General features: G+C 72.6%; 16 protein-coding genes. 6 read left to right on the top strand and 10 right to left on the bottom strand.

Annotated features, from left to right (window positions below; all coding sequences use genetic code 11):
* The 3 genes from ACZ7LY_RS24525 to ACZ7LY_RS24515 all read right to left on the bottom strand — a co-directional run bounded on the left by ACZ7LY_RS24525 (nt 1) and on the right by ACZ7LY_RS24515 (nt 3974).
* Entirely contained in the window at nt 1–1188 is a 1188-nt protein-coding gene (locus ACZ7LY_RS24525) for a thiolase family protein (RefSeq protein WP_471626839.1), read from the bottom strand.
* A gap of 396 nt (nt 1189–1584) precedes the next feature.
* Nucleotides 1585–2229, bottom strand: coding sequence for a response regulator (locus ACZ7LY_RS24520; RefSeq protein WP_471626838.1), 645 nt, complete (start codon nt 2227–2229; stop codon nt 1585–1587).
* Nucleotides 2220–3974 (bottom strand): sensor histidine kinase, encoded by a 1755-nt coding sequence (locus ACZ7LY_RS24515; protein ID WP_471626837.1) that lies wholly within the window; start codon nt 3972–3974, stop codon nt 2220–2222. Before ACZ7LY_RS24515 ends, ACZ7LY_RS24520 begins: the two co-directional genes overlap by 10 nt.
* Nucleotides 3975–4061: 87 nt before the next feature.
* Here ACZ7LY_RS24515 and ACZ7LY_RS24510 point away from each other — a divergent pair, with 87 nt between their 5' ends.
* Nucleotides 4062–7034 (top strand): NACHT domain-containing protein, encoded by a 2973-nt coding sequence (locus ACZ7LY_RS24510; protein WP_471626836.1) that lies wholly within the window; start codon nt 4062–4064, stop codon nt 7032–7034.
* A 65-nt stretch (nt 7035–7099) separates the two neighbouring features.
* Here the strand turns inward: ACZ7LY_RS24510 and ACZ7LY_RS24505 are convergent, their stop codons facing one another.
* Nucleotides 7100–9052 (bottom strand): beta-N-acetylhexosaminidase family protein, encoded by a 1953-nt coding sequence (locus ACZ7LY_RS24505; RefSeq protein ID WP_471626835.1) that lies wholly within the window; start codon nt 9050–9052, stop codon nt 7100–7102.
* Nucleotides 9053–9622: 570 nt separating this feature from the next.
* Here ACZ7LY_RS24505 and ACZ7LY_RS24500 point away from each other — a divergent pair.
* The 4 genes from ACZ7LY_RS24500 (at nt 9623) to ACZ7LY_RS24485 (ending at nt 13071) form a co-directional block, all read left to right on the top strand.
* Entirely contained in the window at nt 9623–10564 is a 942-nt protein-coding gene (locus ACZ7LY_RS24500) for a TetR/AcrR family transcriptional regulator (protein WP_471626834.1), read from the top strand.
* Nucleotides 10565–10718: 154 nt separating this feature from the next.
* Nucleotides 10719–11621 carry a beta-keto acid cleavage family enzyme gene (locus ACZ7LY_RS24495; RefSeq protein WP_471626833.1) on the top strand — a complete coding sequence of 301 codons (903 nt, stop codon included), beginning with the start codon at nt 10719–10721 and terminating at the stop codon, nt 11619–11621.
* Nucleotides 11621–12583: a 3-hydroxyacyl-CoA dehydrogenase NAD-binding domain-containing protein gene (locus ACZ7LY_RS24490; protein WP_471626832.1), complete on the top strand. Its 963-nt coding sequence runs from the start codon at nt 11621–11623 to the stop codon at nt 12581–12583. The genes ACZ7LY_RS24495 and ACZ7LY_RS24490 overlap by 1 nt, the downstream gene beginning before the upstream one ends.
* The gene (locus ACZ7LY_RS24485; RefSeq protein WP_471626831.1) at nt 12580–13071 is read left to right on the top strand and encodes a thioesterase family protein; all 492 of its coding nucleotides are present in this window, start codon (nt 12580–12582) and stop codon (nt 13069–13071) included. The genes ACZ7LY_RS24490 and ACZ7LY_RS24485 overlap by 4 nt, the downstream gene beginning before the upstream one ends.
* A 194-nt stretch (nt 13072–13265) precedes the next feature.
* Here the strand turns inward: ACZ7LY_RS24485 and ACZ7LY_RS24480 are convergent, their stop codons facing one another.
* The 5 genes from ACZ7LY_RS24480 to ACZ7LY_RS24460 form a co-directional block, all read right to left on the bottom strand.
* The gene (locus ACZ7LY_RS24480; protein ID WP_471626830.1) at nt 13266–14228 is read right to left on the bottom strand and encodes a TauD/TfdA dioxygenase family protein; all 963 of its coding nucleotides are present in this window, start codon (nt 14226–14228) and stop codon (nt 13266–13268) included.
* Between the two features lie 463 nt (nt 14229–14691).
* Nucleotides 14692–16143 (bottom strand): glyceraldehyde-3-phosphate dehydrogenase, encoded by a 1452-nt coding sequence (locus ACZ7LY_RS24475; RefSeq protein WP_471626829.1) that lies wholly within the window; start codon nt 16141–16143, stop codon nt 14692–14694.
* A gap of 116 nt (nt 16144–16259) precedes the next feature.
* Nucleotides 16260–17441: a GDSL-type esterase/lipase family protein gene (locus ACZ7LY_RS24470; protein ID WP_471626828.1), complete on the bottom strand. Its 1182-nt coding sequence runs from the start codon at nt 17439–17441 to the stop codon at nt 16260–16262.
* Nucleotides 17442–17457: 16 nt separating this feature from the next.
* Nucleotides 17458–17634, bottom strand: a complete 177-nt coding sequence (locus tag ACZ7LY_RS24465; protein ID WP_471626827.1) for a hypothetical protein — start codon at nt 17632–17634, stop codon at nt 17458–17460.
* Nucleotides 17631–18224 (bottom strand): TetR/AcrR family transcriptional regulator, encoded by a 594-nt coding sequence (locus ACZ7LY_RS24460; protein ID WP_471626826.1) that lies wholly within the window; start codon nt 18222–18224, stop codon nt 17631–17633. Before ACZ7LY_RS24460 ends, ACZ7LY_RS24465 begins: the two co-directional genes overlap by 4 nt.
* A 73-nt stretch (nt 18225–18297) precedes the next feature.
* On the opposite strand from ACZ7LY_RS24460, the gene ACZ7LY_RS24455 reads away from it, so the two are divergent.
* Complete coding sequence (locus tag ACZ7LY_RS24455; RefSeq protein WP_471626825.1) at nt 18298–18792, top strand: FBP domain-containing protein; 495 nt, start codon at nt 18298–18300, stop codon at nt 18790–18792.
* A 228-nt stretch (nt 18793–19020) separates the two neighbouring features.
* On the opposite strand, the gene pulA is transcribed toward ACZ7LY_RS24455, so the two are convergent.
* On the bottom strand, nt 19021–24345 hold the full coding sequence (gene pulA, locus ACZ7LY_RS24450; RefSeq protein ID WP_471626824.1) for a pullulanase-type alpha-1,6-glucosidase: 5325 nt from the start codon (nt 24343–24345) through the stop codon (nt 19021–19023).
* Nucleotides 24346–24552: the final 207 nt, after the last annotated feature.

The following is a 24552-nucleotide window of genomic DNA, read 5'->3' as shown; positions in this document are numbered from 1 at the left end:
TCAGGCGCGTTCGACGAGTACGGCGCTGCCCTGCCCGACGCCGACGCACATGGTGGCGAGGCCGCGGGCGGCGCCCGCGCGGCGCATGCGGTGCAGCAGGGTGGTGAGGATGCGGGCGCCGGAGCAGCCGAGCGGGTGGCCGAGCGCGATGGCGCCGCCGGTGGCGTTGACCCGGTCGGGGTCGATGCCGAGGGTGTCGACGCAGGCGAGGGCCTGTGCGGCGAACGCCTCGTTGAACTCGGCCTCGTCGATGTCGTCGAGGCTCCAGCCGACGCGGGCCAGGGCCTTGCGGGTGGCGGGGACGGGCCCGATGCCCATCACGTCGGGGTGGACGCCCGCGGAGGCGCCGGCGACGTAGCGGCCGAGGGAGGTCAGGCCCAGGTCCGCGAGGGCGTCCTCGCCGACGAGGAGCAGTCCGGCGGCGCCGTCGTTCATCGGGGAGGCGTTGCCCGCGGTGACCGAACCGCCCTTGCGGAACACGGGCTTGAGGGCGCCGAGCTTGTCGAGGGAGGTGTCGGGGCGGATGCACTCGTCGGCGTCGACGACGACACCGTCGGGCCGGGTGACGGGCAGCAGCTCGGCGTCGAACAGGCCGTCCTCGCGGGCGGCGGCGGCCCGCTGATGGCTGCGGAGCGCGAACGCGTCCTGCCGCTCGCGGGAGACGCCGTGGCGCTGCGCGACCTCCTCGGCGGTCTCCCCCATGGCGAGGACGCCGTGCAGGTCCTTCATACGGGGGTTGGTCAGGCGCCAGCCGAGGCGGGTGTCGTACGTCTGGAGGGTGTGCGGCAGGGCGTCGTCGGGGCGCGGCAGCACGAAGGGGGCGCGGCTCATCGACTCGGAGCCGCCCGCGAGCACGATGTCGGCCTCGCCTGCGGCGATGGTGCGGGCGGCGGTGGTGACGGCTTCGAGGCCGGAGGCGCAGAGCCGGTTCACGGTGGCGCCGGGGACGGACTCGGGCAGGCCCGCGAGGAGGGCGGCCATGCGGGCGACGTTGCGGTTGTCCTCGCCGGCCTGGTTGGCGGCGCCCCAGTACACGTCGTCGACGCGGGCGGGGTCGAGGGCGGGCACGTCGGCGAGCAGGCCGGCGAGGACGGTGGCGGCGAGGTCGTCGGGGCGGACGCTGGACAGCGCGCCGCGCAGCTTCCCGATCGGGGTGCGGCGGGCGGCGGCGAAGTGAACGGGGCGCAAGGTCAGCTCCAGGCGAGAGCGGTCGACGCGTTAATTAGCACTGCTAGTTTTGGACTATAGTCCCGGCCCCGCCGCGCTGGGAAGGGGCCACAGGCGCGGGGCGCGTCACGTCCCCGCGCGGCACGTCTCAGGGCTGGCCCTGATGTCCCGCTCCCCCGCCGCCCCCTACGGTGGAGATCCGGCACCGCTCCGCGGACGACGCACGGGGGAACCACGGGGGACACGGGGGAAGAGCGTCGTCTCCGGAGCGGACAGCCGGGACTTCTTCCCGCCTCGCGCGCGTGCGCGCCGGGGACGCGGACAGCCGGCACACGGGTCATCCCCGTAGATGCGGGCATGTGGCTCATCCCCGTACAGGCGGGCACACGCGTCGTCTCCGCAGCTACGGGCATGCCGTCAGCCCCGCAGGTACGTGAGCACCGCCATGACCCGGCGGTGCTCCAGCAGGTCGGGTTCGAGCCGCAGCTTGGTGAAGATGTTCCGTACGTGCGTCTCGACCGTCTTGCCGCCGATGACCAGCTTCTGCGCGATGGCCTCGTTCGAGCGGCCCTCCGCCATCAGCCCGAGCACGTCCCGCTCGCGGCCGGTCAGCTCGTCCAGCGGGCCCGGCGGGCGCGGCGCGTCCAGGAGGCGGGCCACCACCATCGGGTCGAGGACCGTCTCGCCGGCCGCGACGCGCTTGAGGGCGCCGCCGAGTTCGTCGATGTCGGCGACGCGCTCCTTGAGCAGATAGCCGAGCCCTTCGGGCCGCTCCGCCAGCGCCTGCACGGTCGTACTGGTCTCCACGTACTGCGACAGCAGCAGCACGCCCGTGTCCGGGTGCGCCGCGCGGATCGCGGCCGCCGCGACGAGCCCTTCGTCGGTGTGGGTGGGCGGCATCCGGATGTCGAGCAGTACGACGTCCGGGGCGTGCTCCCCGACCAGTTCGACGAGGCCCGCCGTGTCGCCGCGTTCGGCGACCACCTCGACACCCTCGTCGGTGAGCAGGCGCACGATGCCCTGCCGCAGCAGCGCCGAGTCCTCGGCCACGATCACCCGCACGGAAGCTCCGCCCTGATCCGGGTCCCGCCGCCCGCGGGACTGTGTATGTGCAGTACGCCGTCGACGGCCGCGAGCCGGTCCGCGAGACCGCGCAGTCCGGTGCCGCGCGCGAGGTCGACGCCGCCGATCCCGTCGTCGACCGTCTCGATGACCAGCCGGCCGCCCTGGTGGAGCGCCGAGACGCTGACCGCGCGGGCGCGCGCGTGCTTCGCCGCGTTGGCGAGCGCCTCGCAGACGGTGAAGTACGCGGTGCTCTCCACGAGCGGGTCGTAGCGGCGCGGCTCGGCGGCGACGACGACGGGCAGCGCGGCCTCCTTCGCCAGCGCGTGCAGCGCGGGGGCGAGCCCTTCGCGGGTGAGGACCGCCGGATGGATGCCGTGGGCGATGCCGCGCAGCTCCTCGATGGCCAGGCGCAGGTTCTGCTCGGCCTCGTCGGCGGCGCGCCGCACCCCGGCGTCGGGATGGCCGTCGAGGCCCCGCTGGACGCGGCGCACCGACATCAGGGCGAACACGAGGCGGGCCTGCGCCCCGTCGTGCAGGTCGCGCTCCAGCCGGCCGCGTTCGGCGTCGGCGGCGCGCACGATGCGGGTGGCGACGTCCTTGGCGCGGGTGCGCAGCCACACGTTCTCCAGCGCGAGGCGCAGCGCGGCACCGACGGACTCCAGGAGTTCGGGGTCCTCGGCGAGCGCCGGGTCGTGATGCAGCAGGGCGAGGGGGCGGCCGTCGGCGGCGCGTACGGGGGTGCGGCCGGGGCCCGCGGGCGTGACCTCGCCGCCCGCGGCGTCGACGTACGCGGCGCGCTCCTCGTGCCACAGGCCGAGCCGCAGCGTCGGGTCGCCGAGCGCGCGCACCAGCGCCTCGCGCACCCGGGAGGGGTCGGGGTCGGTGCCGACGTCGAGGACGAGGCCGCTGACCTCGGCGCGTTGCAGGTGCATGCGCAGCAGCCCGCCGAGGAACGCGAAGGGCACGGCGACCTGCGCGAGGTCCGACATCAGATAGACGGCCTGCTCGGCGACCGAGCCGACGTCGCCGACCCAGGGGACGACGTAGAACAGCATGTCCCACATCAGGAAGACGACGGCGACGCCGATGCCGCACCAGGCGGGCAGCAGGGCGCGGCGGCGGGCGGCGGAGGCGTGCCGCCAGCGCAGCACGATCGCGGCGGCGGCGACGGCGGAGATGACCCAGCCGATGGCGTGGTAGACGGCGTCGAAGGTGTCGAACAGGCCGTTCCACGACGGTACGAGGAAGAGGTTCGGGCCGCAGCCGCGGCAGTCGAGGTAGGTGGCGCCGGTGTCGCGGGCGGGGTCGAACATCATCGTGCGCAGCAGCCCGCCGACCGCGACGAGCAGATACGCGGCCCGCACGAGGCGGCGGGTGAGCACCGTGGTCAGGCGGCCCTCGGGGAAGGACAGCACGAGGTGCAGAAGCACCGCCATGTTCAGCGCCTCCCACCACGCGCCGAACGTGAACAGCGCGGGGACGGAGGTCCCTTGCAGGTTGCCGAAGAACCAGGTGACGCCTTCGAGGACCATCAGTCGCCCGGTGTGGTTCGCGGGCCTGCGCCGCCAGGCGGCGAGCCCGGCGACGACGTACGCCCAGCCGACGGCGAGGTCGCGGACGAGGTCGGAGGCGGTGGCGCCGCTGCGCGCGTACGCCCACGCGCCGGCGCCCGAGGACACGACGGCGAGGGCCGCGGCCCCTGTCAGGCGCAGCCGAACCGCCCGCTCACCCTGACTGTCCACGGCCACACGGTAAGCCATCGCCCTGCGGCGGGCGCAACGCGCTCGTAGGCTGGGAGGCTCGTACGAGGGACGGGCCGGGGGGCTTGCATGGGGTCGCGCAGACTGTTGTCGCTCGCCGACGCTCTGGGACTGCTGGGGGTGGACTCCGAGCGGGTCGCCGCGCTGGACCGGGCGCTCGGCGGTGCGCTGAACCTGGCGACGGGCGGGGCGAGCGGCACCGTCCTCGGGATGCTGTCCGAGCGCGGCCGGATCGTCGGGCTCGGGCGGGACGCGGTGCGCGGGGTCGGCAGGCGGCTCGGGCGGGCGACGAGCCGCGCCGAGCGGACGGACGTGCTGCGGGCGGCCCACGCGGTGATCGTGCTCGTGGCCTGGTTCGAGGCCCTGGAGGAAGCGGAACTACCACTCTCCTTAGGTGACTTGGAGCTGACCGGCGCCGAGCAGGTGCGGCTCGCGTCCGGCGACGGGGAGGACCTGTTCTCGGTCGACGCGCCCTGCCCCGCGCCGCATCTGCCGCCCGAACTGGTGGAGACCGAGCTGGAGTTGTGGTACATCCACTACGCCGAGGCGTTCCTGTCCTTCTTGGACGGACTCGCCGTCACGGAGGCACTGACCGGCGAGCAGCACCGGTCCCTGCGCGCCGCCTTCGCGGGCCTTGAGGTCACCGCCCTCGGCAAGTACCGCACGCTCCGCGCCGAACTGGCCTCCCACGCGCCCGAGTTCGCGTTCTGGCTCGGGGAGACCGAGCACCGGGCGACCCGGGTCGCGGTCCGCCGCGCCCTCGACGGCATCGACCGGCTCCTCGCCTCCACGGCCCAGGCCCTCACGGCGCCCGTGGACGTGGCGGCGTCGCTGGCCCGCTCGTACGGCGCCGTCCTCGGCCATGCCGTCCTCGACGCCGAGACCGCGCCCGAGGGCATCCGCGTCCCCACTCTCGCGGACATGTACATCGACCCCGACTTCCGTGTCGCGGCCCCGCGCGGCCAGTCCGGGCCCGCCGACGAGTCCTGGTGGGAGCGCATCGACGTACGGCACGACCTCACGCGGTATCTCGCCGGGGCCCTCACCAACCCCGCGCTCGCCGACGCCCCGCTGCTCGTGCTCGGGCAGCCGGGCGCGGGCAAGTCGGTGCTGACGCGGGTGCTCGCGGCGCGGCTGCCCGCCGCCGGGTTCCTGCCGGTGCGGGTGCCGCTGCGGGACGTGCGCGCCGAGGACGAGTTGCAGGACCAGATCGAGCAGGCAGTGCGCGCGGCCACGGGAGAGCGCACGAGCTGGCCCGAACTGGTGCGGTCGGCGGGCGGATCCACGCCTGTCCTGCTCCTCGACGGCTTCGACGAACTGCTCCAGACGACGAGCGTCCACCACAGCGACTTCCTCGTCCGCGTGGCCCGTTTCCAGCAGCGCGAAGCCGAACAGGGCCGGCCCGTCCTCGCCCTCGTGACGAGCCGGACGGCCGTCGCCGACCGGGCCCGCTACCCGCTCGGCACGGTCGCCCTCCGCCTGGAGCCCTTCCGCCCCGAGCAGGTGCGGCAGTGGCTGGCGGTGTGGAACGACGCCAACACCGGCACGCTGCGCCCACTGACCTGGGAGGTGGTCGCGCGGCACGCCGACATCGCCGCGCAGCCGCTGCTGCTGACCATGCTGGCGCTGTACGACGCGACCGAGGGCGGGCTGCAACGCGCGGGCGGCGAACCGCTCGCGGTGACCGAGCTGTACGAGGAACTGCTGTCGTCGTTCGCCCGGCGGGAGGTCGCCAAGGGCGCCTCGTCCGCGCTGCCGGACCGCGTCCTGGCCGAGCGGGTCGAGGAGGAACTGCAACGCCTCTCACTGGTCGCGTTCGCCCAGCTCAACCGCAAGCGGCAGTGGGTGTCCGCCACCGACCTCAACGAGGACCTCGTCGCGCTCCTCGGCGAGCGCCCCGCCGAGGGGAACGGGTTCCACACCCCGCTGGACGCGGCGGAGGTCGCGCTCGGCCGGTTCTTCTTCGTCCAGCGGGCGCAGTCGCTGCGCGACGGCCGCGTCCTCGCCACGTACGAGTTCCTGCACGCGACGTTCGGCGAGTACCTGACCATGCGGCTGACGCTGCGGCTGCTGGCCGACCTGCTGCCCGCGCGCCCTTCCGCGTTCACGCTCGCCGACGGGCCGATCCATGACGACCTGGCGTACGCGCTGCTGTCGTACGCGCCGCTGTCGTCCCGTCAGATGGTGCGCTTCGGGCGCGAGTTGGCGCTCCGGATGCCGCCGCAGGAGCGGGAGCGGCTCGCCGCGCGGCTCGTCGACGTGCTGCGCGCGCACGAGACCCGCGCCTCCGACCAGCACACCGCGTACCGGCCCGCGCCCCGGCTGCGCACCACGGCACGCCACGGCCTCTACGGGGCCAACCTGGTGCTGATGATCCTGCTCCTCAAGGGGCGCCTGACCGCGCGGGAACTGTTTTCGGAGGCGCCGGACGCCGTCGGCCCCTGGGACCGGCACTGCATGCTGTGGCGGTCGTCGATGGACGAGGAGCAGTGGGCGGACTTCGCTCTCACGTTTACCGTACGGGCCGACTGGGACGAGGACGGCCGCCGTTCACTGACGATGAGCCTGCGCGAGAGCGGCACGGTCCAGGAGCCCCAACCCGTGGACGCCAACTGGCTGTTCGGCTTTCCGCGCGGGCGTGGCGGGCCGGTGTGGCAGCGCTCGTACTGGGACGAACTGTGGCACAAGACGGCCGTCTCCGGGTCCTCGACGCTGCTCCTGGCCCTGGAGCCGGTCTTCGGCAACCTCGGCCCGGCGCTGACCACGTTCGTCCCGGCCGAGGGGGAACGGGCGACGTCGCTCGCGCACGATCTGCTGCGGCTGCTGCTGGAGGACACGACGGAGCTGACCGACGACGCGTTGGTGACGCTCTACGACCGGGTGGTGCGCGGGGTCACCGCGATGCCGCACGACTGGCACAACTTCGGCCGGGTGGCGCAGGCCCTGCTCACCGCGCACGAGCGGGACAAGGACCGCCTCGGCGGCACGGTCCGCGGCCGGCTCAGGGACGAGATCCTGCACCGGCTCGGCCGCCCCTACTGAACGAACGACGCGCCGCCGCGCCGCACGGAGCGGCGGCGCGGCGGCGCGCGGAAGCGGTGCCGGGGTCAGCCGGTCTTCGACGCGTCGTGCAGGGAATCGACCTTCGTGACGAAGTCCTGGAGGTAGGGGTCGGCGATCTTGACCGGGCCGAGCTGGTGGTGTTCGGCCGGGTCGACGGTGATGTGGGAGGCGGTGTCGGCTGCCTGGTCCATCGCGGCCCGGGCGCGGGCGGCGGCGACCTTGTCGTGGGCGTCGAGAGCGCGCAGCGTGGCGAGGCCGTGGCGCAGGGCGGCACCCCACTGCTCGGTGGCGCTGAGCCAGCGGTCGGCGTCGTGCAGGAACAGCTTGTCGGGCAGCCCGGCGCGCAGCTTCGCGGGCACGCCCTCGATGGCGCTGGCGGTCTTGGCGAACGTACGGATCGCGGCGGCCGGATCGGTCGCGTACGTCTTCCAGAACGCGTCCAACTTCGCCTGGAGGACCGGCGATTGAGGCTGCCAGGGTGTGGCGCCGAACGTGGGTGCCATGTGGTTGAGGTCGACGAAGACCTGGACGGCGTCGGCGAGGCGCGCGTCGCCGCCCGCGAGGTGCAGGGCGGACTGGCGGGCGGAGACGGCACGGTCGTAACCGCGGTCGTTCCACGAGAAGTCGGACATGGTGAAGACGGCGAGCTTGCTGGCCGCCTCCTGGTTCATCGGGTTGGAGACGAGTCCGCTGAGGTTGTCGGACAGGCCGGCCTCGCGCTTGTCGTAGGGGGCGAGGAGCAGGCGCCCGGCGGTGCGGCCGAAGTCGTTGACGGGGTAGTTGTCCCAGACGAAGACCTTGCGGCCGAAGAGGGTCGCGGCCTGCTTCGCCTGCGCGTTGGTGATCTCCGGCGGCACGACGTCGGTGCCGGTCCACATCACCTCGACGGCCGGGTCGAGCCCGGCGCGGATCTCCTGCTTGTACGCGGTGTCGGTGAGGTCGCCGTACTCGGTGGGCACCATCTGGAGCGGGTGGGCGCCGTCGTGCGTGGCGATGAAGTCCTGCTGCACGGCGTTGAGCAGACCGACCTGGGCGCGGGCGGCGGGGCCGCGGCCGGGCGCGCCGAACTTCTCCTGGTCGCCCGCGCAGTTCCACTTGGTGTAGCTGATGTCGTCCAGCGGCACGGAGAAGGACCGCACGCCGAGGTCGTACAGGGACTGGAGCTTGGCGGTGAGGGCCTTCACGTCGGCGGGGTCGGAGTAGCAGACGGAGCCGCCGGGCGAGACGGCGAACGTGAAGCGGACGTGGTTGGCGGTGGCACGGTCGACGAGCGCGCCGAGTTCCTTCAACTTGTCGGCGGGGTACGGATCGCGCCACTTGTCTCGGTGATAGGGGTCGTCCTTGGGCGCGTAGACGTACGTGTTGGACTTGACCTCGCCGAGGAAGTCCATCTGGTCGAGCCGTTCGGCGTTCGTCCAGGGCGGCCCGTAGAAGCCCTCGATGGTGCCGCGCAGCCGCATGGACGGGTAGTCGGACACGGAGGCCCCGGCGATCCCCGCGCGCGTGACGAGCTGCCGCAGGGTCTGGGCGGCGTAGAACTGGCCGGCGGAGTCGGTGCCGCCGAGCGCGACCGTGCGGCCGGCGGCCCGCAGGGCGTACCCCTCGGCGTGGCCGGGGACCTCGGTGCCGATGAGGGCGCGGGCGATGTCGGCGCGGGCGGCGGGCCCGAGCAGCACGGTCAGCGGCGCCTTGCCCGATGCCTGCGGGCGTACGTCCACGCGCGCGACGCCGGCGTTCTTCAGGACGCGGGTGACGAGGTCGCGGGCCGCGCCGTCGGTGGCGGTGCCGACGACGAGTTCGGCGCGGCCGGCGAGCGGGACGTCGGCGCCCGCGCGCGTGAGGTGCTGCGGGGTCGGCGAGACGGTCGGCAGGGGGCGGGACGCGGAGGCGGCGGGCTCGGGCGCGGGGGCGGCGCCCGCGTGCGGGACGGCGCCGAGGGACGCGGCGGCGAGCAGGGCCGCGGCGGTGGCGGCCTGACGGGTTCTTCCGGACGTCATGGGGGTGCCTTTCCGGTGGCGGGGGGACGGTCGCGGACGGCTGGCTCCAGACGGAAAGCGCTTTCAGCGCTGTCGTGCCGAGCACGCTATGGGGCGTACGGTACGTCCGCAAGAGGGCGTGGGGCTGGGTGGCCGCGTCCGCGAGGCGCGAAGGGGCGGGTGCACGGGGGTTGTTGACGGGGGCCCACCTGATCGGGGTGCCGGCGCGGGTCTCTGGGCACGGTCACGGCGGCACCCTGCACCCTGCACCCTCGGCTCTCGTCGTGGCTGGGCGCGCAGTTTCCCCGCGCCCCTGGAGGGGCGGCTACGTCGCACCCTCCCCCTGGGGAAGCTGCACGGAGTGCATGCTTCAGGGGCGCGGGGAACTGCGCGAGAAGCCCCACGCACCCGCAGACGACAACGCAAGCTCCCCCCGCCCCGGCGCCTGCCGTGCCGTACGGCGGCTCCTCGTGACGTTCCGTGTTGCAGGACTGACTGATGAGGAAGTCAGGGGCACAATTTCCTGGTGATTACGGGATCTACGGTCACCGGTGTTGAGTTCTTCTCAACGCGCGTCTAGGGTCGTGCCCCATGGAGACCGATGAGGCCACCGGCAGCGCGCCGCCCGCCGACACCGCCACCCGCGTCCGCGAGGTCATCGCGGCGGCGGGTGTCAGTCAGCGGGAGTTCGCGCGCCGGATCGTCATGGACCCGTCGAAGCTGTCCCGGTCGCTGAGCGGAACGCGCCGCTTCACGGCCGCGGAGCTGGCACGGATCGCCGACGAGGGCCGGGTCGACGCGGGCTGGCTGCTCGGGGCGAGCCCCCGGCAGGAGGAGACCGCGCCCGACCCCGGGCCCGTCGAGGGCGGCCGCCCGTTGCAGATCGTCCGTGAGACGGTCCGCCTGGTGGCGGAGCACGGGTTCCACTCGGTGCGGGTCGCGGACATCGCCCGCGCCTGCTCCACCAGCACCGCGGCGATCCACTACCACTTCCCCGGCCGCGCCGACCTCCTGGAGGCGGCGGTGCGCTGGTGCATGGACGAGGACACCGCCCGCCGCGCGGCCCGGCTCGCCGAGGCGGACGACGCGGCGGCGGAGCTGACGCAGCTCATCGAGTTGCAGACACCGCGCACCGCGCAGCAGCGCCGCCAGTGGGCGGTCTGGCTCGACCTGTGGGCCGAGGCCGCCCGGTCCACCGCCGTGGGCCGTCTGCACCGCGAGTACTACCGGCAGTGGCGGGAGACCGTCGCCGACGTCGTACGCCGGGGTGTGGCCCAGGGCGTGTTCCGCGAGGACATCGATCCGCACGCGGCGGCGCTGACCCTGACCGCGCTCATCGACGGCCTGGCCACCCAGGTACTGGCCGCGGGCACGGACCCGGACGCCGACGCCGACTCCCCGGAGCGTGGTCACGGCCACAGCCACAGCCACAGCCACAGCCACGGCCACGGCCACGGCACCGACGAGATGCGCGCGGCGCTGGAGAACCATGTCCGCACGACCCTCCTGAAGCCTTCTCGAAGGCTCTCCTGAAACCGTCTTGAGGCCCGCCCGTCCGACGGGCCCCCAGGACACCGGTACGCGCTCGCGCACCCCCCACACACGCACGCACAAGCAAGCGCGCACGCGTCCCCGCAGTCAACTCGACCGTCCCCCAAGGCGTTTCGCCAGATAGGGAGGCCCCCACATGCCTGTCACCGAGAATGTGATCATCACCTGCGCCCTCACCGGCGCGGGCGACACCGTACGCAAGAGCCCGCACGTGCCCGTCACGCCGGAGCAGATCGCGCGCAACGCCGTGGAGGCCGCCGAGGCCGGCGCCGCCGTCGTCCACATCCACGTGCGCGACCCCGAGACGGGCGAGCCGTCCCGCGACCCGAAGCTGTACCGGGAGGTCGTGGAGCGGGTCAAGGAGACCGGCACCGACGTCGTCATCAACCTGACGGCCGGCATGGGCGGCGACCTCGTCATCGACCCCGACCAGCCGCTCAAGGACTTCCCGCTGCCCGGCACCGACCTCGTCGGCGGTCTCGACCGGCTCCCCCACGTCGAGGAACTGCTCCCCGACATCTGCACGCTCGACTGCGGTTCGCTGAACTTCGGCGACGGCTCCAACCTGTACGTCTCCACCCCGGACATGCTGCGCGCGGGCGCCAAGCGCATCCAGGAGCTGGGTGTGCGGCCCGAGTTGGAGATCTTCGACACCGGACAGCTGTGGTTCGCCAAGCAGTTGCTCGCCGAGGGCCTGCTCGACGACCCGACCGTCTTCCAGTTGTGCATGGGCATCCCGTGGGGCGCCCCCGCCGACCCGGGCGTGCTCCAGTCGATGGTCAACATGCTGCCCGAGGGCGCCCGGTTCGCGAGCTTCGCGCTCGGCCGGATGCAGATGCCGTGGGTCGCGCAGTCCATCCTGCTCGGCGGCCACGCCCGCGTCGGCCTGGAGGACAACCTGTACCTCGGCAAGGGCAACAAGGCGACCAACGCGCAGCTCGTCGAGCGTGCCGTCACCATCACCGAGTCCATCGGCGCGCGCGTCGCCACACCGGACGAGGCCCGCGAGATCCTCGGCCTGAAGAAGAGGAGCGCCTGATGCACACCACTCCCGAGAACGTCCGCCGGATCGCCTGCGTCGGCGCCGGTGTCATCGGCGGCGGCTGGGTCGCCCACTTCCTCGCCCGCGGCTACGACGTCACGGCCTGGGACCCGGCGCCCGACGCGGAGCCGCGGCTGCGCCGGCTGGTCGAGGCGGCCTGGCCCGCGCTGACCGAGATGGGGCTCGCCGAGGGCGCCTCGCAGGACCGGCTCACGGTCGCCGCCACGCTCGAATCGGCCGTCGCCGACGCCGAGTTCGTGCAGGAGAGCGCGCCGGAGAAGCTGGACCTGAAGCGGGACCTGCTCGCCCGGCTCGACGCGGCGACCCCGGCCGGCGTCGTCATCGCGTCGTCCACGTCCGGCTACCCGATGACGGACATGCAGACCACGGCCGCCGACCCGTCGCGGCTCGTGGTCGGGCACCCGTTCAACCCGCCGTACCTGATCCCGCTCGTCGAGGTCGTCGGCGGCGAGGCCACGTCCGCCGACGCGGTCGCCTGGGCGTCGCGGTTCTACGAGGTCACCGGCAAGTCGGTGATCACCATGGACCGCGAGGTGCCGGGGTTCATCGCCAACCGCCTCCAGGAAGCCCTGTGGCGCGAGGCCTTGCACATGGTCGCCAACGGCGAGGCGAGCGTCGAGGACATCGACGCGTCGATCACCGAGGGTCCCGGGCTGCGCTGGGCGGTCATGGGCCCGATGCTCACGTTCGCGCTCGCGGGCGGCGAGGGCGGCATGGCGCACATGCTCGACCACTTCGGCCCGTCGCTGAAGTCGCCGTGGACCCGGCTCGAAGCACCGGAGTTGGACAAGAAGCTGTACGACGCGGTCGTCGCGGGCTGCGACGACGCCGCCGACGGCCGCACCATCGCCGACCTGGTGGCCGAGCGCGACCGGGGCGTCATCGACGTCCTGCGGGCCACGGGCCGCCTCGGCCGCTCGGGAGGGGACGCGCGATGACGACCCCGACGACGGCCGTCCCGTTGCTGCGCCGCACGGTCCGCCCGGAGTGGATCGACTACAACGGCCATATGAGCGAGGCGTTCTACGTCCTCGCGTTCGGGCACGCCACCGACGCCCTGATGATCGAGACGGGCCTGCACTCGGCCTACCGCGAAGCGACGAACTGCTCGCTGTACACGGTGGAGTCGCACCTGCGCTATCTCCAGGACGTTCCCGAGGGCGCCCATCTGGCCATCCGTACGCGCGTGTTGGGCGTGGCGGCGAAGAAGGCGCACTTCACGCACGAGATGTACGTGGTCGGCGGCGAGGCCGACGAGATCGCGCCGGACGCCACGCCGGTGGCGACCACGGAGCTGCTCGCCCTCCACGTCGACCAGCAGGCGGGGCGCGCGGTCGCGTTCCCCGAGGACATCCACGCGCGGTTCGCCGAGCTGACGCAGCCGGCACCCGAGTGGGCGGGCCGGGCCATCGCCCAGGTGAGCTGACGCGGCGGGCGGGGGCACGCGCCCCCGCCCCCACGTGCCGGAGCCCCCGCGCGCCCCTTCGAGGGGCCGTTCGCGGGGGCTCCGGCATGACGTGCGGGACCCGGGGCGGTGTCGACACCCGGGCGGAGTCGGGGTCCGGCCGGAGTCGACACCCGGACCGGAGTCGGCACCCTGGTCATATCCTGGCGGACGGGTCAGTAAGGCCGGTCGCCGGCGATGGCGACGCGTTCGGCGACGCGGCGGTCGTCCCCGTAGTCGGCCACGGCGTAGTGCTGCGTGGCGCGGTTGTCCCAGAACGCGATGTCGCCGGGCTGCCAGCGGAAGCGGACCTGGTACTCAGGCACGTGCGCCTGCTGGAACAGCAGCCGCAGCAGCCGGTCGCTCTCGTCCTGCTCCATACCGAAGACGCGCGTGGTGAACGACGTGTTCACGAACAGCATGCGCCGCCCCGTCTCCGGGTGCCTGCGCACCACGGGGTGCGTGACGGGCGGGAACAACTCCTGCCAGCGGGCGAGGCGTTCGGGCCCGTAGAAGCGCCGGAAGCCGGGCAGGAAGTCGTGCTCGGCGACCGCGCCCTCGATGCGTTCCTTCACGTCGTCGGGGAGGTTGTCGTACGCGGCGGCCATGTCGGCCCACATCGTGTCGCCGCCGAACGGCGGGACCTCGCGCAGTTGCAATACGGCGCCGAGCGCGGGGCGTTCGCGGAAGGTGACGTCGGTGTGCCACACGTTCTCGAAGGTCGGGGTGGTGCCCGCGCCCTTGTCGAAGCGGACGACGTCGGCGCTGTCGCCGCGTTCGAGCAGCGGGTTCGTCTCCAACTCGCCCCAGTTCAGGGCGAACGCGCGCTGCTGTGCGCTGGTGAGGTGCTGGCCGCGGAAGAAGAGGACCTTCCATTCGATCAGCGCGCGGTTCACCTCCTCGCGCAGCGCGGGTGTGAGCGGGCGGGACAGGTCGAGGCCGCGGATCTCGGCGCCGATGGTGGCGGCCTGCGGGACGACTTCGAACCGCTCGTAGGGGCGGTGCCGCCGGCCCTCGGGCGTGCGGCGCAGCACGCGGCGGCCTTCGTAGAGGCCGTCGGCGGGGATGCGGGCGGGCCGCAGGGGGCCCGGGTCGAGGGCGGGAGCGGCGGTCGGCGGCAGCGGGTGCGTGAGGGACAAGGGGGCCTCCGGGCCTGGGGACGCGAGGCGTGCGCGGGGTACGCGGGCGTGCCGTGCTGGGTGCGCTGGTGCGGCGGGCGCGGGCGATGGGCCGCGTACGCGGTCGCGTCGGCGGTTCAGGGAAGGGAGAGGTGGTGCTCACTGGTGCGTGGCACGTCGCGTCGCGCAAAAGGGCGACGGGTCGTGAGAAGGCGGCGAGCGGCCGTGAGGCGTCCGCTACAAGCCGCTGCGCGCGCAACCACATCGGTCCGGCACGGTGGCCGACCCGAACGCGTGGGCGCGATGCTTGAACATGTCCCCCATCCTGCGCCGGAGTTGATCAATGGGTCAAGTCCGTCTCGGGGAGCGGGCACGCCGGGGCGGGCCCATGACACGGCGAAGGCCGCCCCCGCGCGGTGCGGGGACGGCCTTCTCAGGTCCTCTGCCGGCCGGTGTCAGCCGGGTCGGGTCTGGCGGGCCGGTGTCAGCCGGTCTGGACGGGGGTCGGGTACGTGGGGTACTCGACGCCCGAGACGTGCTGGACGACGCGGATGACCTGGCAGGAGTAGCCGAACTCGTTGTCGTACCAGAGGTAGAGGATCGCGTTGTCGCCGTCGACCTTGGTGGCGCCGGCGTCCACGATGGAGGCGTGGCGCGAGCCGAGGAAGTCGCTGGAGACCGCGTCCGGCGAGTCCGTGAAGTCGATCTGGCGGCGCAGCGGCGAGTTCAGCGACACGTCACGCAGGTGGTCGAGGACCTCCTCGCGGGTGGTCTCCCGGCCGAGGCGCAGGCTGAGGATCGCGATGGACACGTCCGGCACGGGCACGCGGATCGACGAGCCGGTGATCGGGGCCTTGAGGTCGGGCAGCGCCTTGGCGACGGCGGAGGCGGCGCCGGTCTCGGTGATGACCATGTTGAGCGGCGCGGACCGCCCGCGGCGGTCGGCCTTGTGGTAGTTGTCCAGCAGGTTCTGGTCGTTCGTGAACGAGTGGACGGTCTCCACGTGACCGCGCAGCACCCCGTACTCGTCGGCCATGGCCTTGAGCGGCGGGACGATCGCGTTGGTGGTGCAGGAGGCGCACGACAGGATCTGCTCGTCGGGCTTGATCATGTCGTGGTTGACGCCGTGCACGATGTTCGGCACGTCGCCCTTGCCGGGGGCGGTCAGGACGACCTTGTCGACACCGGGGCGCAGGTGCTGCGAGAGTCCCTCGCGGTCCCGCCACTTGCCGGTGTTGTCGATGAGGATGGCGTCCTTGATGCCGTACGCGGTGTAGTCGACCTCGGAGGGGTCGTTCGCGTAGATGACCTTGATCTCGTTGCCGTTGGCGACGATGGTGCTGTTCGCCTCGTCGACGGTGATCGTGCCCTGGAACTGGCCGTGGATCGAGTCGCGGCGCAGCAGCGAGGCGCGCTTGACGAGGTCCGACTCGCCGCCGCCGCGTACGACGATGGCGCGCAGCCGCAGTCCGTTGCCGGAGCCGGCCTTCTCGATGAGCAGGCGGGCGACGAGGCGGCCGATGCGGCCGAAGCCGTACAGGACGACGTCGCGGCCGGAGCCGGCGCCCGCGCCGCCGGTGCCGACGGCGCCGGCGACGGCCTCGGCGGTGAAGTCCTCGACGCTCAGGCCGCGCTCGTCGGAGCGGTAGGTCGCGGCGAGGATGCCGAGGTCGATCTGCGAGGGCCCGAGGTCGAGGTCGGCGAGGGCCCGCAGGAAGGGCATCGTCTCGGTGACCGAGAGCTCCTCGCCGGCGATCTGCCGGGCGAATCGGTGGGTCTTGAGGATGCTGACCACCGACTTGTTCACCAAGGAGCGGCTGTGCAGCAGGACGTTCACGTCCTTCTCGCGGTGCAGCTTCCCGATGATCGGGATCATTGCCTCCGCGGTCTCCTCGCGGTGCTTCCAGTTGGTGAACGAGTCGTCGTTGACAGTCACGTGCGTCTCTTTCGAGCTAGGCGGCGCTCATATGCTAACCCGCCCGGCGGACCCGTCCGCCGCCGCCCCCGGTCCGTGCGGCTCACGCCTCTGTGCCGGGCGCCCCGGGGCACGGTTCAGGCCCGCGCGAAGGGCCCGCCGGCTGTGAAGACGCGGTCGGCGAACCGCTCTCCGATGAGGCGGTGGGTGGCGGCATCGGGGTGCAGCGCGTCGGGCAGCGGCAGCGCGGCGTGGTCGGCCTCCCCGTACAGATCGAGGCCATCGAGGTGGTGCAGGTGCGGGTCGGCGCGCTGTTCCACGACGCGGGCCAGCTCGGCGCGGATGGTGCGCAGGGTGAGCTTGCCGTACGCGGTCTCGGCGGGGTCGCCGGTCGGCATGAAGGTGATCTGCCCGGTACCGAAGGACGCCGGGTCGGGGGCGCCGGGGCCGGGGGTGTCCTCGTGGATGGGGCACAGGATCGGCGAGACGACGAGGAGGGGCGCGGTGGGGTGGCCCTCGCGCAGGGTGTCGAGGAAGCCGTGGACGGCGGGGCCGAAGGCGCGCATGCGCATCAGGTCGTAGTTGACGATGTTGATCCCGATCTTGACGCTGATCAAGTCGGCCGGGGTGTCGCGCATGGCGCGCGCGGTGAACGGGTCGAGGAGCGCGGCGCCGCCGAAGCCCAGGTTCACGAGGTCAGCGCCGCCACGGGCCGCGGCGACGGCGGGCCAGGTCGTGGTGGGGCTCGCGGCGTCGGAGCCGTGGCTGATGGAGCTGCCGTGGTGCAGCCAGACCGGGCGGCCGGCGGGGCGGGCGGCCGTGACGGGGGCGTCGGTGCGCAGGGCGACGAGTTCGGTGGTCTCGTTGTGCGGCAGCCAGATCTCGATGTCCTTGTCGTGCGGCGGCAGGCCGGTGAACCGCAGGGTGCCGGGGGCGCCCGGGGTGTGTTCGAAGGTGCCCGTGGCCATGTCGACGGTGAGGGTGTGGCCGCCCGCGACGGTGCCCTGGGCGGCGAGGACGCCGTCGACGAGGAGGTCGTAGAGCCCGTCGGGGCGCTGGGTGCCCGCGTAGACGCGCTTGGTGGGCAGGGTGTCGAGTTCCAGGGCGGTGGCGCGGGTGCGCAGGACGAGGCGGACGCCGGAGGGCTGCGACTCGGCCATGGCGAGCTGCCCGTCGGTGTTCTGCGCGCGGGCCCATGCGGGGAGACGGTGCGGGAGCAGCCCGTACGGGGTCTGCTCGATGTCGAGGGCGCCGCGCAGCAGGTCGGGGGTGATCGGGGTGGTGGTCCAGTCGTGCGGGGTGTCATGCGTGACGGTCATGGTGTGGTCCCTGCCCTCAACCTGTTGAGCGGACGTGTCGATACGTGGACGAGATTGATCCCGGCACGCAGATATGGACGGACGGCTTGAACAGCCGGTGGATGTGGACGCGGGTGCACATGTGGGCGGACAGCTTGATCAGCAGCCCGTAGAGGTGAACGCCGGTGCACATGTGGACCGACGACTTGATCACCCCGTGAGGGTGGACGCGGATGCCGACCCCGGCCAGTTCCGCAACAGTGCGTCGAGCGCGTCCAGTGACCACGCCCAGGACACGGACGAGTCCGGGGCGCTGTGACTGAAGCCGCCGCTCAGTTCGAGGCTGACGTACCCGTGGAAGACGCTGCCGAGCAGCCGCACGGCGTGCGTCTGGTCGGGTTCGCCGAGGTCGTAGCCGCGCAGCAGGGCCCGCGTCATCTGCGCCTGCCGTACGCCCCCGCTGGCGAGGGCGTCCTCGGGGTCGAGGGGGTACTGGGCCGCCGCGTAGCGGCCGGGGTGCTCGCGGGCGTAGTCCCGGTACACGTTGGCGTAGGCGATCAGGGCGTCCTTGCCCGCCCGCCCGGCCAGCGCCTCGGCGGCGCGGTCGGCCAGCTCGTCCAGGGCGAGCAGCGCGATCCGCGTCTTGAGGTCGTGCGAGCTCTTGACGTGCGAGTACAGGCTGGCGACCTTCACGTCGAAGCGGCGGGCCAGCGCCGAGACGCTCGCCTGCTCGAAGCCGACCTCGTCGGCCAGTTCCGCGCCCGCCCGCGCCAGGCGCTCGGCGCTCAGCCCCGCTCTCGCCATGGTCTCCCTCTCCGTCTGCCGACAACAATAATGCAGTTGCCTAAACCCTTTAGGCAACTTTAGCCTCGACGACATGAGACCCCTGACCGAAAAAGAGATCCGCGGCGCCTTCGTGAACTGCACGAAGGGCGAGGCGAAGCGCATGCACGTCCCGCACGACCTGGCCGAGCGCCCCTGGGACGACCTGGACTTCTTCGGCTGGCGGGACCCGCAGGCGCCGGGCCGCGCCCATCTCGTCGCCGAGATCGACGGTGCCCTGTACGGCCTGCTCCTGCGCGCCTCCTCGGCCGGCGGGAACTGGCACACGCGGCGCAGCCTGTGCTCGATCTGCGTGACGCCCCACACGGGCGGTGTCTCCCTGCTCGTGGCCCCGAAGTCCGGCAAGGCGGGCAAGCAGGGCGACTCGGTGGGCGCGTACATGTGCAGCGATCTGGCGTGTTCGCTGTACGTCCGCGAGAAGAAGAGCCCGGGCCCCGGCTCGCGGCTCCAGGAGTCGCTGACGACACAGGAGAAGGTGGACCGCCTGGTGACGAACCTCTGGGCGTTCCTGTCGAAGGTCACGGGCTGAGCCCGCACCCCCGGCGCCCCTCTCCCGCGCCGCACGCGCCCGCTTACCCGCGGGCCCGCGCCGCGTCGTCCCGCGTCCCGCCGGACCCGCGCCGCAGGCCCCGTACACGGCGAAGGGGCCCGGGAGCCGCACCACGGCTCCCGAGCCCCGCGTCCGCCACGGCCCGGCGACCGGGCCTGCCGGCCCCGGCCCGCGCCGGACGCCGCGCGCGTCACCCCGCCGGGCGGCTCACCGCGTGAACACCGCGACCGTGCGGCCCGGAACGGTGAACGTGCCCGAACTCTTCTCGTACGAAGCCGACTTGACGACCGCGTCGGACCCGGCGGCCTGCGTCGGGTGGAGCCGGTAGCCCGCACCCGCGAGCGTCGGCACGCTCTGCTTCTGCTCCTTCGGCGTCGCGTTGAAGACGACGACGAGGTCACCGAGGCGCATGGTGACGACCCCCGGCGTCTCGTCCTTGCCCGACAGCGGGAACGACAGCGCCTTCTGCACCTGCGCGGTGGTCCCGAGGTGGAACGCGGGCTCCGCCGTACGGATCCTCAGCAGGTCCCGATACGCGGCCGACGCGCCGTCGATCTCGGCGCAGCCCGGCGCCTTCACCCCGCTGAGCAGCGGCTTCGCGTACGGCCACTTGGAGGCGTTGTCGGCGGCGGGAGGCAGCCCCCGGCCGAAGCCGTTGCCGTCCCGGCAGTCCCAGTGGATGGCGTTGAACCAGTCGCCGCTGTCGAACGAGTTGCGGTCGAGGGACTTCGAGCGCAGCAGGTCGCTGCCGGCCTGGGAGAGCGCGGGCCCCTGCGACAGAGCAGCGGTCGCCAGCGCGAGGACCTGCATCCGGGCGCGGGCGGCGGGGCCGGTCGACGCGGGCAGTTTGTAGGTCAGCGCGTCGAACAGGGACTCGTTGTCGTGCGCGTCGGCGTAGGCGAGGGCGTCGCCGGGGGCGTCGGCGTAGCCCGCGGGCGCGCCGTTGTAGTCGACCTCGGAGCCCTTGACCTTCTTACCGTCCGAGTCGGTGAACTCGTACCGGGCGAGCCCGCCGCTCAGGCCGACCTTGAGGAGGTCCTGGTAGTGCAGCAAACGGGCCTTCTGCTCGGCCGTACTGCCGTTGGCCTTCGAGGAGTTGGGGTCGGTGTACAGGCCGCTGGCGAAGCCCTGGACGCCCGGGTCGTCGTCGAAGGGGCCGCCGCCGCGCACGGCGTCGCGGGCGCGGTCGGAGAACGTGGCGATGCCGGTGCCCGCCATGTTCTTCTGCGTGGCCTGTACGAAACGGGCGTCGTCGGCGACCTCGCCGAAGTTCCAGCCCTCCCCGTACAGGATGATCTTCTTCCCGTCGACGCCGTCCTTGGCCACGGTCAGGGCGTCGAGCGCCTTGCGGACGGCGAGGATGTTGGCCTTCGGGTGGTGGCCCATGAGGTCGAAGCGGAAGCCGTCGACCTTGTACTCCTTGGCCCAGGTGACGACGGAGTCGACGACGAGCTTGCCCATCATGGCGTTCTCGGGCGCGGTGTTGGCACAGCAGGTCGAGTCGGCGACCGTGCCGTCCGCGAGGAGCCGCTGGTAGTAGCCGGGCACGACCTTGTCGAGGACGGACGTCTTGGCCTGGCCCGCGGCGGCGGTGTGGTTGTAGACGACGTCCATGACGACGCGCAGGCCGTCCTCGTTGAGGGACTTGACCATCCGGCGGAACTCCACGGTGCGCCGCGTGCCGTCCGGGTCACTGGCGTAGGAGCCCTCGGGGACCGTGTAGTGGTACGGGTCGTAGCCCCAGTTGTATGCGTCCTTCGCCGCCGCCGCGCTGACGCAGCTCTGCTGCTGGTCGCTGTCGGCGGGGTAGCGGGCGAGGTCGCATACGGGCTTCGCCTGCTCGGACTTCTTCTCGGGAATCGTGGCGATGTCGAACGCGGGCAGCAGATGCACGTACGACGTACCGCCCTTGGCGAGCGCCCGCAGATGCCGGGAGCCCGCGCTGTCCTTGTCGGTGAAGGCGAGGTAGGTGCCGGGGTGCTTGCTGGTGCGGTCCTCGGCGGAGAAGTCACGCAGGTGCAGTTCCTGGATCTGGGCGTCCTTCATGGCGACGGGCGCCGGCTTCTTCAGCCCCTTCCAGCCGTGCGGGGCAAGGGACTTGTCGTCCAGGTCGACGACGAGGCTGCGCTCCGAGTCGGCGGTGAGGGCGAGCGAGTAGGGGTCGGTGACCTTGTTGGTGACGACCTTGCCGACGCTGGGCGCCCACACGGTGACGTCGTACCGGTAGGGCCGGCCGCGCCAGGCGGAGGCGGACCCGGTGACGGACCACACGCCGGTGGCGCGGTCGCGGCGCATGGCGACGGCACGGCCGTCCAGGTCGAGCTTCACCTTGTGCGCGGTCGGCGCCCACAGGGACAGGGTGACCTTGCCGCTCTTGAACACCGGTCCCAGGGACGCCTTTTGGGCCTTGTCCGCGTACAGGTCGTCGAGGACGCCCTGGGTCTGGACGCCGGTGCCGGTGACGAGCGCGCCGTTGCCGAGGCGCTGCGTGAGGACGACCTGCCCGGCGAGCGCGTCGCGCACCCGGTCGCGGTCGCGGCCGTCCACGGTGAACGCCGTGTAATCCTTCAGGTGCGGGAACCTCGCCTTCTGCGCGTCGGTCAGCGCGGACGGCGTGAGCCGCAGCCAGCGGCCCTCGGTGTTCAGGGCGCCGTCCTCGACGCGGATGCCGCCGTCGCGGTTGTAGACGAGCTGTGTGGACAGCGCGGCGCCGCTCGCCGTGTCCTTCGGCAGGACGACGGTGCCCGCGTCGATCCACTGGGCGCGCGCCTTGCCGAGATCGAGGTCGGGCGCGGCGCCCACGGAGGGCAACAGGTAGGTGCTGTCACCGGAGTTGAGCCACACCTCGTGTCCGTACGTGGTCAGGTCGAGGGAGCGGTCGGTGGGGATGTCCTTCTCGTCGCCCTTGTGGACGATGTAGTTGAGGGAGGTGGCGCCCGCTGCGAGCGGCACCTCGAAGACGAGCCCGTAGGCGTCCTGGCGGGTGGGCTGGAGCGGCTTGGACCAGTCGGTCGGGTCGGCGGCGCCGGTCCAGGTGTGCAGCCCCCAGCCGCTGTAGTCGCCGTCCGCGCGGTGGACGTGGATGACGGCCTTGGACTTGTCGGGCACAGGGTAGACGCCGTCGGGCCTGGTGGTCCGCTGGCCGTCGTCGCCCTCGGTGACCCAGACCTCGCCGGTGCGGCCGAGGTCGATGGTGCGCGGCCCGCCGTCCGCGGTGCCGGCCTTCTCGACGGTGTACGTGAGCGAGGACGCGCCGTCGGGCACCTTCACCCAGGCGAACGCGCCGTACGCGTCACGCCCGGTGAACTCCCCGGTGGCGTCACCGGACTTGAGCGTCCAGCCGCTGTAGTCGCCGTCGCCCCGCTTGTAGTGGACGATCGCGTAGGGCCGGTCGACGGCGGTGGGCCGGTCGGGCGCCGGGGCCTTCCCGGCTGTCGTCGCGGCGAGCGCGCTCGCGGTGCGTCCGGCGCGGTCCACGACAACGGCCTTGTAGCGCAGGGCCGTTCCGGCGGCGACCGTCTCCGGCACGTACTGCGTGATCTTGTACGGGGCGTGGTCGACGGAGCCGAGGGTGCGCCAGGGCCCGTCGCCGACCTGCGCGGCGAACACGACGCGGGCCGACGCGCTCGCACCGGGGTCGGCGGCGAGCGTGACGGTGCCGGTCGCTCCGGCGGCGGGCGCGGTGAGCGTCAGCGTGGGCCGGGCGGCGGGCGCCGGAAGCTTGGTGTCGGCGCGCAGCACGAGGGTGCCGAGCGCCGGGACGGTCACCTTCAGCGTCCCGCCCGACGCCTCGCGCTTGCCCGAACCGCCGTACAAGGCGCTGTACTTGGCGGACCCGGCGGGCAGGCTGACGGTCTTGGCGTCGGTGGAGTTGTTGACGGCGACGACGTATTCGCGCGCGCTGGAGCCCGTACGGGAGAACGCGTACACGGAGTCGTCGGCGTACAGCTCCTTCTGCGTGCCGTCGGTGAGGGCCGGTTCGCTCTTGCGCAGGGCGGCGAGCGCGGCGATGGCGCGGTACAGCGGGTGGGAGGTGTCGTAGGCGTCGGCGGCGTGGGTGCGGTCGGTGCCGATCTCGTCGTCGTCGAGGTAGTCGGCGACCTTGGACGCGAACATGGTCTGGCGGGCGTCCTTGTCGCCGCCCGCGCCCGTGAAGCCCTGTTCGTCGCCGTAGTAGACGACGGGGTTGCCGCGCGAGAGGAACATCAGCTCATTGGCGAGCCGGTCGCGGCGCAGCAGCTCGGCGTCCGACGCCTTCGGGTTGTCGGCCTTGAGGAAGGTGCCGATGCGGCCCATGTCGTGGTTGCCGAGAAAGGTGACCTGCTCGTAGGCGTTGGCCTTGTCGGTGGCGTACTTGTAGTCGTCGGCGAAGACGCTCGCCAGGCGCTCGGCGGAGGCACCCTGGGAGACGAAGGCGCGGGCCGCGTCCTGGAAGGGGAAGTCGAGGGTGGCGTCGAGCCGGCCGCGGGTCACGTACGGGGAGGTGACGTCGGTGTCGGCGGAGTACACCTCGCCGAACATGAAGAAGTCCTCGCGTCCGCGCTTGGCGGCGTACGCGTCGAGGGCGGTCGCCCACTGGGTCCAGAAGTCGAGATCGACGTGTTTGACGGTGTCGATGCGGAAGCCGTCGACGGCGAAGTCGCGGACCCACGTCTCGTAGATGTCCTTCATGCCCCGCACGACCTCGGGCCGTTCGGTCCACAGGTCGTCGAGGCCGTTGAAGTCGCCGTAGGTGGTGGACTCGCCCTCCCAGGTCGAGTCGCCGCGATTGTGGTAGAGGGCCGGGTCGTTGAGCCAGGACGGGACCATCTCGCCGGTGTTCTTCGGCGTGTACGGGAAGGAGTCCTTGTCGACGCGGGGGGCGTTCTTCGTGTCGTCGAAGGGGCGGCCCTGGGTGTCGAGGTAGGGGAAGGCGCCCTTGGGGCGGTAGGAGTAGGTCTTCTCCGTGTAGTCGACGGTGTCGGCGGTGTGGTTGGTGATGACGTCGAAGAAGACCTTCATGCCCTTGGCGTGCGCCTTGGCGATGAGGTCCTTGAGGTCCTTGTTGGTGCCGAAGTGCGGGTCGACCTGGGTGAAGTCGGTGATCCAGTAGCCGTGGTAGCCGGCGGAGGCGTCCTTGCCCGTGCCCTGGACGGGCTTGTTCTTGAAGATCGGGGCGAGCCAGATCGCGGTGGTGCCGAGGCCCTTGATGTAGTCGAGGCGGCCGGTGAGGCCCTTGAGGTCGCCGCCCTGGTAGAAACCCTTGTCGGTGGGGTCGTAGCCGGTGGCGGTGCGGCTGCCGGTGAGGCCGCCCCTGTCGTTGCCCTTGTCGCCGTCGGCGAACCGGTCGGGCAGGACGAAGTAGAACTGCTCCTTCGTCGCGTCGTGGCGCGCGGGCTCCGATGCGAGCCGCGCGTCGGAGGGCGGCTTCGGCGGGGCGGGCGCCGCGGTCGCGGCGGGGGCCGCGTGCAGGGCGGTGGCGAGCAGCGCCGTGACGGCGGCGGCTGCCGCCGCGGTCCGTGACGCGCCGCGCGCGCCTCTTCTTCGGTTCACCTTCGGGGCCTTTCTGGGCTGTACCGGTCCATGTGGGGTCGGGTCAGGGTGCGGGGCTCGGGGTGCGGGCGGGCCGCCCGGCGCCTGCGGGGAGGCGGGTGCCGGGCGGCCGGTCACGGGGAGGGGGAGGGAGTGCGGCGCGGGTCAGCGGTACGGCCTCGGCGGTGCCGCCGGCAAGGGTGGAAGCGGTCTCGCCGGGGCGGATCC

The sequence above is a fragment of the Streptomyces sp. NPDC107550 genome (genome assembly GCF_055639095.1).
Note: the sequence above shows the minus strand (reverse complement) of the source record. Positions and strands in the feature narration are given on the sequence as shown.